This is a genomic window from Pseudomonas sp. GW821-FHT04D07, from assembly GCF_059420225.1.
This window is the reverse complement of sequence record NZ_JBWKTH010000054.1, coordinates 1-8,711: the sequence shown is the minus strand read 5'-3', so window position 1 is coordinate 8,711 and position 8,711 is coordinate 1. Positions and strand designations below refer to the sequence as shown.

The 8,711-nt window shown below is 62.7% G+C and carries 7 protein-coding genes and 1 pseudogene; 4 read left to right on the top strand and 4 right to left on the bottom strand.

Features of this window, described 5'->3' with window-relative positions:
* Positions 1-129 precede the first annotated feature (129 nt).
* Positions 130-1,812, bottom strand: coding sequence for a methyl-accepting chemotaxis protein CtpM (gene ctpM, locus AC07T0_RS31530; RefSeq protein WP_495004842.1), 1,683 nt, complete (start codon positions 1,810-1,812; stop codon positions 130-132).
* Between the two features lie 318 nt (positions 1,813-2,130).
* On the opposite strand from ctpM, the pseudogene AC07T0_RS31525 reads away from it, so the two are divergent.
* A pseudogene (locus tag AC07T0_RS31525) lies at positions 2,131-3,420 on the top strand (cache domain-containing protein); the annotation flags it as partial.
* Between the two features lie 102 nt (positions 3,421-3,522).
* Positions 3,523-4,278 (top strand): methyl-accepting chemotaxis protein, encoded by a 756-nt coding sequence (locus tag AC07T0_RS31520; protein WP_495004844.1) that lies wholly within the window; start codon positions 3,523-3,525, stop codon positions 4,276-4,278.
* Here AC07T0_RS31520 and AC07T0_RS31515 read toward each other — a convergent pair.
* The 3 genes from AC07T0_RS31515 to AC07T0_RS31505 are packed head-to-tail and all read right to left on the bottom strand — an operon-like array spanning position 4,226 to position 6,578.
* The gene (locus AC07T0_RS31515) at positions 4,226-5,611 is read right to left on the bottom strand and encodes an ATP-binding protein (RefSeq protein WP_495004841.1); all 1,386 of its coding nucleotides are present in this window, start codon (positions 5,609-5,611) and stop codon (positions 4,226-4,228) included. The two genes, AC07T0_RS31520 and AC07T0_RS31515, sit on opposite strands and share 53 nt — an antisense overlap.
* Positions 5,608-6,276, bottom strand: a complete 669-nt coding sequence (locus tag AC07T0_RS31510) for a response regulator transcription factor (protein WP_495004840.1) — start codon at positions 6,274-6,276, stop codon at positions 5,608-5,610. The genes AC07T0_RS31515 and AC07T0_RS31510 overlap by 4 nt, the downstream gene beginning before the upstream one ends.
* On the bottom strand, positions 6,276-6,578 hold the full coding sequence (locus AC07T0_RS31505) for a PepSY domain-containing protein (RefSeq protein ID WP_495004839.1): 303 nt from the start codon (positions 6,576-6,578) through the stop codon (positions 6,276-6,278). The genes AC07T0_RS31510 and AC07T0_RS31505 overlap by 1 nt, the downstream gene beginning before the upstream one ends.
* 278 nt (positions 6,579-6,856) lie before the next feature.
* Here AC07T0_RS31505 and AC07T0_RS31500 point away from each other — a divergent pair, with 278 nt between their 5' ends.
* Both AC07T0_RS31500 and queD read left to right on the top strand, forming a co-directional pair.
* Positions 6,857-7,936, top strand: coding sequence for a patatin-like phospholipase domain-containing protein (locus AC07T0_RS31500; RefSeq protein ID WP_495004838.1), 1,080 nt, complete (start codon positions 6,857-6,859; stop codon positions 7,934-7,936).
* An 84-nt stretch (positions 7,937-8,020) separates the two neighbouring features.
* A complete protein-coding gene (gene queD, locus AC07T0_RS31495) occupies positions 8,021-8,377 on the top strand; it encodes a 6-carboxytetrahydropterin synthase QueD (protein WP_495004837.1) in 357 nt (118 codons plus the stop codon).
* Positions 8,378-8,711: the final 334 nt, after the last annotated feature.

Sequence of the window (8,711 nt, the reverse complement as noted above, 5' to 3'; positions counted from 1 at the left end):
CCCCCCCCCCCCCCCCCCCCCCCCCCCCCCCCCCCCCCCCCCCCCCCCCCCCCCCCCCCCCCCCGCTCCCACAATATCTGTGTCGGATGCAGGAATTGCGTCAGACACAAAACTGTCGGGGCCAGCTTGTCAGATCCGGAACTGCCCCACCAACTTGCCCAGGCTCTGTCCCAGTTCCGCCAGACTACGGGAAGTCTGGGCACTGCGCTGGGTTTCATCGGCCACGCTGTCCACCGCCGAGGCGATTTGATGCACACTGCGGTTGATCTCTTCGGCCACCGCGGTCTGCTCGTCGGCGGCGCTGGCAATCTGCGCGTTCATCGTGTTGATCGTGCCAATCAGTTGCGCCATGGTATCCAGCGACACGCCGGCCTCGTTGGCCCGGTCCGAGGTACCGTCACCCGCCTCGCTGGAACGGCGCATGGCCTCCACCGCCACCTGCGTACCCTGTTGCAGGCGGTCAATCATGCCCTGGATTTCCTGGGTGCTCTGCTGGGTCCGACTGGCCAGCGCCCGCACCTCATCGGCCACCACCGCAAAGCCGCGCCCGGCTTCGCCGGCACGAGCGGCCTCGATGGCCGCGTTGAGCGCCAGCAGGTTGGTCTGCTCGGCGATGGAACGAATCACCCCGAGTACGCTGACAATCGAGGTCACGTCCTGCTGCAGGCTGTCCAGGGTGGTGCCGCTGTGGCGAATATCCTTCACCAGCGCATGGATCTGCTGGATGCTGCCATCGACCACCCGTTTGGCGGTCTTGCCTTCGGCATCGGTCTGCTGCGCGGCAACCGCCGCCCCTTGCGCGCCGCGCGCCACTTCCTGGGCCGCCGAGGACATCTGGTTGATCGCCGTGGCCACCTGGTCGGTTTCGTGGCGCTGACGCTCCATCGCCTGCTCCGAACGCTGGGTCTGGTCGCTGACCTGGGCGACCAGCGTGGTCAGTTGCACGGTCATCTCGCTGATCTGCCGCACCAGGCCATGGATCTTGTCGACGAAACGGTTGAAGGAACCAGCCAACTGCCCCAGTTCGTCCTCGTTGGTGATCGCCAGGCGCCGTGTCAGGTCGCCCTCGCCGGCCGCAATATCGTCCAGGCTGAGCTTCATCAGTTGCAGCGGTCGCAAAATACCATTGGCCATCAGTATCCCGAGGACCGCGATCACCAGCAGCACCAACGCGGTGATCCCGAGGATACTCAGAATCACCCCTTCCATGCGCTGATGGACCTTGATCTCCACCTCCGCGACCTGGGCCTCGATACCGTCGAGGTTGACGAAGGTACCGATGGCTATATCCCACTTGGGCAGGAATTCGGTGTAACCGATCTTGGGCACCAACACTTGCTCGTTGGTGGCCAAGGACGCGCTGTATTTCAGGAAATGGCTACCGTCCTTGGCAACCTGGACCAGCTCACGGTTGACGTAGACACCATTCGGATCGCGGGCATCCTTGAAACTCTTGCCGACGCCATCGGGGTTGTCGCTCTTGAACACCCGCACGACCTGCGAGTCATAGCCGAAAAAATAACCGTCCTTGCCATATTTGATATTCGACAGCAGTTTCACCGCCTGCGCCCGGGCCACCATGTCGCCCTGGGCCGACGCATCGTAGAGCGGCTTGATCGCGGTCATTATCTGGGTGACGTAATTCTGCAAGGTCGCCTTGGACTCCGAGAGTAACCGCTGACGGGTTTCCTCCACCTCATCCTTGGCCTGATTCTGCAGCATCCAAACCGTGGTCAGACTGATTACCAGAGCACAGAGCAATACCGGAAGTACGGCGAGGGACACGACTTTAGCCTTCAGGCTCAGACCCATGATGGTTCTCTCTTATTGGAATAGACGCTCAACGGGTTAACGGCTTGGGACGAGTAAAGTTGAGCATAGTGGCTATTGATACACGCAAATGACGCACTACGGATATCAGCCAATTACCAGTTGACGCTATTCTCCCTCCGCGCCGACTTCTGGCGTCCGTGAAACGGCCACAACCCGTTCAATAACCCTATATTTTTCAGTGAAGTAGATATTCGCTGAAGGCTTTTATTTATTTTTGATTGAGCAATTAAATAAAGAAAAAATCTTCACACAGTAAACCTTCCGTCTTCTGTTGCCCCCGATTAAGGATGTCATTTCATGTCGCTCAGACAGCTTTCCATTCAGTGGAAAATCACCCTGCTCGCCGGACTCAGCCTGTTGGGCGTGGTTACCTTGCTGGTCGGTCTTTCCCTCTACCGCATGGAACACAGCTCGGAACTGGTGAAAACCTCAAGCATGGAGATGCTCAATGAAGCGGCCCAGGCGCGGATCGAAGCCCAGGGTGAGGTGCAGGCGCTGATCATTCGTCGTCAGTTCATGGACGCCTACCAATACGGCAACGGTTTTGCGCGCCAGGTGTTGTTCCTGCGCGAACAGGCGGAAAAACGCTTTCTCGATGCCTTCGACCTGCGCGAAGACCTGACCCGCCAGGTGAAGTCCGCGCTGCAAGCCAACCCGGATCTGCTCGGTCTGTCCCTGGTCTTCGAGGCCAACGCGCTGGACGGCAAGGATGAACTGTTCGCCGGCCAGAAGGAGATCGGCAGCAATGACCGGGGCCGCTTTGCCCTCTACTGGTCGCAGCCGACCCCAGGTCAGTTGACGGCCATGCCGCTGCCGGAAAGCGATATGACCGACACCCGCACCGGCCCCAGCGGCGAACCGAACAACGCCTGGTTCACCTGCCCGCGCAGCACCCTCAAACCCTGCGTGATCGAACCTTACTTCTACGAGATCGACGGCCAGAACGTGCTGATGACCAGCATCGTGTTTCCGCTGATGGTCGAGGGCAAGGTCATTGCCTCACTCTCGGTGGACATCAACCTCAACAGCCTGCAAGCGCTCAGCCAGCAGGCAAGCAAGAAGCTCTATGACGGCCAGACCAGCGTCAGCATCCTCAGCCCGGCGGGCCTGCTGGCCGGCTACAGCCCGGATGCCAGCAAACTCAGCCAGCGCCTGGACAAGGTCGATCCCCTCAACGGCGCCAAACTGATCGGCCAACTGGCCAGCAGCAACCAAACACAGAGCCTGCGCGAACAGGATCAATTGAAGATCCTCGCGCCGTTCCAGCCGATCCCCGGCGGCAAGTCCTGGGGCGTATTGCTCGATATCCCGGAAAAGGTCCTGGTGGCACCGGCGGAGGTCCTCAAGAGCCAACTCGACGAGCACAACGCCGCCGGGACCCTGACCGAACTCGGCCTTGGCCTGCTGGCCGCGGTGGTCGGCCTGTTGCTGGTCTGGCTGATGGCCCGCAGCGTGACGCGGCCGATCCTGGCTGTGGCGCGGATGCTCGAAGACATTGCCAGCGGCGAAGGCGACCTGACCCGCCGCCTGGCTTATGACAAGCGCGACGAACTGGGTCAGTTGGCCGGTTGGTTCAATCGCTTCCTCGACAAGCTGCAGCCGGTGATCGCCGAGGTCAAGCGCTCGGTACAGGATGCGCGTGGCACCGCCGACCAGTCCGCCGCCATCGCCACCCAGACCAGCGCCGGCATGGAGCAGCAATATCGCCAGGTCGACCAGGTGGCCACCGCGTCCCATGAGATGAGCGCCACCGCCCAGGACGTCGCCCGCAGTGCCGCCCAAGCCGCCCAGGCAGCCCGTGCCGCCGACCAGGCGACGCGCCAGGGCCTGACGGTGATCGACCGCACCACCAGCAGCATCGGCCACCTGGCCGCCGACATGAGCGCGGCCATGGTCCAGGTCGAAGGACTGGCGGCCAACAGCGAGAAGATCGGCTCGGTTCTGGAAGTGATTCGCGCCATTGCCGAGCAGACCAACCTGCTGGCCCTCAACGCCGCCATCGAGGCCGCTCGTGCCGGCGAAGCCGGGCGCGGTTTTGCCGTGGTCGCCGATGAAGTGCGCAACCTGGCGCGCCGCACCCAAGAATCGGTGGAAGAAACCCGTCAGGTCATCGAGCAGTTGCAGAGCGACACCCAGGAAGTGGTCAGCGCCATGGGCAACAGCCACCGTCAGGCGCAAGGCAGTGTCGAGCAGGTCGGCCAGGCGGTGACCGCACTGCAACAGATCGGCGAAGCGGTGACGGTGATCAGCGACATGAACCTGCAGATCGCCAGCGCGGCGGAGGAACAGAGCGCGGTGGCCGAGGAGATCAACAGCAACGTGGCGACCATTCGCGACGTCACCGAGTCGCTGTCCGGCCAGGCCAGTGAGTCGGCGCGGGTCAGCCAGTCGCTCAACAGCCTGGCGAACCAGCAACAGGGTCTGATGGACCAGTTCCGGGTCTAGGCTCTACAGGAAAACGGCCTGCGCGACGCGATACGTCGACCGTCACCAGCAGCCCGCCCAGCGGGCTGTTCGACAAGCGCAGATCGCCGCCCCAGGCCTCGACGATATCGCGCACGATCCCCAGACCCAGCCCATGCCCACGGGTCTGTTCGTCCAGGCGGGTGCCGCGGCTGAACACCTCGGCCCGGTTCCGCGGCGGAATGCCCGGGCCGTCATCCTCGATCTCCAGGCGATAGCCCGCCAAGACTTCGACAATACTCAGGCGCACCTGTGCATCGGCCCACTTGCAGGCGTTGTCCAGCAGGTTGCCGAGCAGTTCCAGCAGGTCCTCGCGATCCCAGGGCAACTGCAAGCCGGGCGCCACCTCATGCTGCAGATGCAGGTGCTCGCCATGGATCATACGCAGGGTCGAGAACAACGCCGGCAGTTCCGCAGCGCAATCGAATACCGCGCCGGGCAAGGTGTCTCCCGCCAGCCGGGCGCGCCCGAGTTCGCGCTCCAGGCGTTGCTGAATCTGCTCCAGCTGTTCAAGCAAGGTCTGGCGCAGATGCGGGTGAGCCTCCAATTCCGCGCTGCCGGTCAGGCTTAGCATGACCGCCAGTGGCGTCTTCAGCGCATGCCCGAGATTGCCCAGGGCATTGCGCGAACGCTTGAGGCTGCCCTCGGTATGGGCCAGCAGGCGATTGATCTGCGACACCAGCGGCTCCAGCTCCACCGGCACCTGGGTGTCGAGTTGCGAGCGTTGTCCTTGTTGCAGTTGGGCAATTTGCTTGCGGGCGTTCTCCAACGGGCGCAAGGCCCGACGCACGGTGAGCCGTTGCAGCAGCAGAATCGCGATCAGCGCCGTCAGGCCGATGCCCAGGCCAATCCGCTGCATCAGTTGGAAACTGCGGCGGACCGGCGTGTAGTCCTGGGCCACGCTGATGCTGATCGACTCGCCGAGGCGCCGATAGTCCGAACGCAGCACCAACAGCATCCGCCCTTCCGGCCCCAGTTGCAGGCTAGCGTGTAGTCCCGCCTGCTCGATGACGGGCAGTTCCTGGTCCCAGAGCGAACGCGAGCGCCAGTGCTGATCGGCGAAATCGATCCGAAAGTAGTGCCCGGAAAAGGGCCGCTGATAGGCCGGCGACAAACGTCGCTCATCCAGTTTCAGACCCTGTGGGGTGCGGACCAGCGCCACCAGCAGACTCTCGCTGTCAGCGTGCAGGCCGTCTTCCAGATAGCGCTGCAGGCCCAGCTCGAACAGCCAGAGACTGGTCGGTGCGACCACCAGTCCGGCGACGAGCAAGACACTGATCAGGCCCAGGCTCAAACGGCGCTGAATAGACTTCACCGGGCCGCGCCACCAAAGCGATAACCCTGGCCACGGCGGGTTTCAATGACGCCGCGGCCCAGCTTGCGGCGCAGGTGATTGACATGCACCTCCAGCACATTGGAGTCGCGCTCGGTTTCGCCGTCGTAGAGATGCTCGGCCAGATGGCTTTTCGAGAGAATCTGTTCCGGGTGCAGCATGAAGTAACGCAACAGTCTGAATTCGGCGGCCGTGAGCTGGACATCGCCACCCTCGCGGCTGACGCACTGGCGCCCCTCGTCCAGGTCCAGGCCGGCGGCCTTCAGGGTCGGCTGGTTGGCCTGGCCGCGGGCCCGGCGCAGCAACGACTGGACCCGCAACTGCAACTCCTGCGGGTGAAACGGTTTGGTCAGGTAATCGTCGGCACCGGCCTTGAGCCCTTCGATACGTTCGGCCCAGGAGCCGCGCGCGGTGAGGATCAGCACCGGCACCGCGAGGCTGTCGGCGCGCCATTGGTGCAACACCTCGAGCCCCGGCAGCCCCGGCAAGCCGAGGTCGAGAATGATCAGGTCATAGGGCTCGACCGCCCCCTGAAAGAGCGCATCGCGTCCATCCGCCAGCCAGTCGACGGCATAGCCCTGTCGGGTCAGGCTGGCCAACAGCTCGTCCGCCAAGGGAACATGATCTTCCACCAACAACAACCGCATCAATCGTCTTCCTTGTCTTTCAATAAACGACCACTGCTGGCATCCAGCTCGATGTCCCGAACGACGCCGGCACGGGTCAACAGCTCGACGTCATAGACATAGACGTCGTGCCGGCTCACCAGTTCGGCTTCCAGCAGCTTCGCCCCGGGATAATGGTTCAAGGCCTGCTGCAGCAGTTGCTCGAGCGGCATGATGACGCCCTGACGGCGCAGGCGCAGGGCTTCGTCCTGGTCCAGGTCATTGGCCAAAACCGTGGTGCAAAAGAGCGCGAGCAAGGTGCAGGCGTGCAGATTCAACGTCATTAACTGTCCTGATGATCCTTGAGAACCCGCCCGCCAATGGCGTCCAATTCAACATCCCACTCAGCTCCTTGAGCGCCGCGCAGTTCTACCTGATAAGTGAAGTCGCCGTCTTGCGTAGTCCGCCCGGTATCAGCAACACCCCACAGTAAGGGCCGCAACTTAATCGAAACTGAATTTCTCCGAGCGTCATCGACCCCGGTTGACAGCTTTTGCCGGGCGACGACTGTCGACGGCCGTGACCTCCCTTATAATCCCGGTCCCGGTAGAACGAGAATCGTATGACGGCCATCCATATCAAGTTTCCCGCCTTGACCCTCAAGGCCGGCAAGCGGACCCTGCAACGCATTCGCGAACAGGGCTTGAAAGCCGCCGACGTCGGCACCTTGCCCGGTGCCGCCGGCGGTCCCAAAGCCCTGGGTATCCAAGGGTTGGACCTTGCGTTGTTCGGCGAGTGGCTGCCGGGCAGCCCGCGGCAGCGCTCGCTGATCGGCGCCTCCATCGGTGCCTGGCGCTTCGCCAGTGCCTGCCTGCCCAATGCCGCCGAGGGCATTACACGGTTGGGCCAGCTCTACAACGAACAGAGCTTCGCCAAGGGGGTGACCATGGCCCAGGTCAGCGAGAGCTGCCGACGCATGCTCCATGACCTGCTCGATGGCCGCGATGCGTCGATCCTGACGAACCAGCATTACCGCCTGAACGTGGTGATCGTGAAGAGTCACGGTCTGCTCGCCCACGATCATCGGGGCCGCCTGGGGCTTGGGCTGTCGTCGGTCATCGCCGACAACCTGATCAAGCGCTCGCGCCTGTCGCGGCATTTCGAACGGGTCATCCTGCATGATCCGCGACTGGCCCCTCCCCTTCAGGCACTCAATGACTTTCCGTCACGCTGCCTGCCCCTGGCCGCCGATAATCTGCGCCAGGGCCTGCTGGCGTCCGGTTCCATTCCAATGGTGATGGAAGGCGTGCGCGATATCGCCGGGGTCGGCGCCGGCACCTACCGCGACGGCGGGCTGCTGGACTATCACCTGGACCTGCCCTATAGCGGTGATGATGTGGTGCTGTATCCGCATTTCACCGACAAGGTCGTTCCTGGCTGGTTCGACAAGAGCCTGCCCTGGCGCCGGGGCAACCCGGACCGCTTGCAGGACGTCCTGCTACTGGCGCCTTCGCGGGAATACCTGGCCCGCCTGCCCCACGGCAAATTGCCTGACCGTAATGACTTCAAGCGTTATATGGGCGACGACCAGGGACGCCAGGTCTATTGGCGCAAGGCGATGGAGCAGAGCCGGCGGCTAGGCGACGAGTTTCTCGAACTGGTCGACAATGGCCGCCTGGGGGAACGCCTGTTGGCGCTTTGAGGCGATTGCCAGCGCGCAAGCTGTTAAACTGCCAGCCTGCATTTATCGGCTGCGCGCTGGCCACCTTTCAGAGCTGACATTACCGTGGAAATCTTCAAAGAGTTTACGTTCGAATCTGCCCACAGGCTGCCCCACGTACCGGACGGCCATAAATGCGGTCGCCTGCATGGTCACTCGTTCAAGGTGGCGATTCATCTGAGCGGCGAGATGGACCCGCATACCGGCTGGATCCGTGACTTCTCGGAGATCAAGGCGATCTTCAAGCCGCTGTATGAGCGCCTGGACCACAACTACCTGAATGATATTCCCGGCCTTGAGAACCCCACCAGCGAGAACCTGGCGAAGTGGATCTGGCAAGAGCTGAAGCCATTGTTGCCCGAGCTGTCGGCGATTCGCATCCACGAGACCTGCACCAGTGGCTGCATCTATCGCGGGGAGTGAATCCCGCTTATAAAAAAACCACCTGCACAGGTGGTTTTTTTATAAGCGGGATTTATTGGCTACGCCCACCTGCAGGAGTTGGCTTGCCAGCGAGGAGGCCCCTGAGCCCCATGCGTTGCCCATACGGCCGCCATCGCCGGCAAGCCGGCTCCTACGAAGGCCGGGCACGACGCCATCCCTGTGCTGGAACACCCGCCCCCTGTGGGAGCCAGCTTGCTGGCGATGGGGCCCTTGAGCCTTGCGGTGGCTATGAGGCAGCCATCGCCGGCAAGCCGGCTCCTACAAAGACCGGGCACGGCGCTATCCCTGCGCTGGAACACCCGCCCCCTGTAGG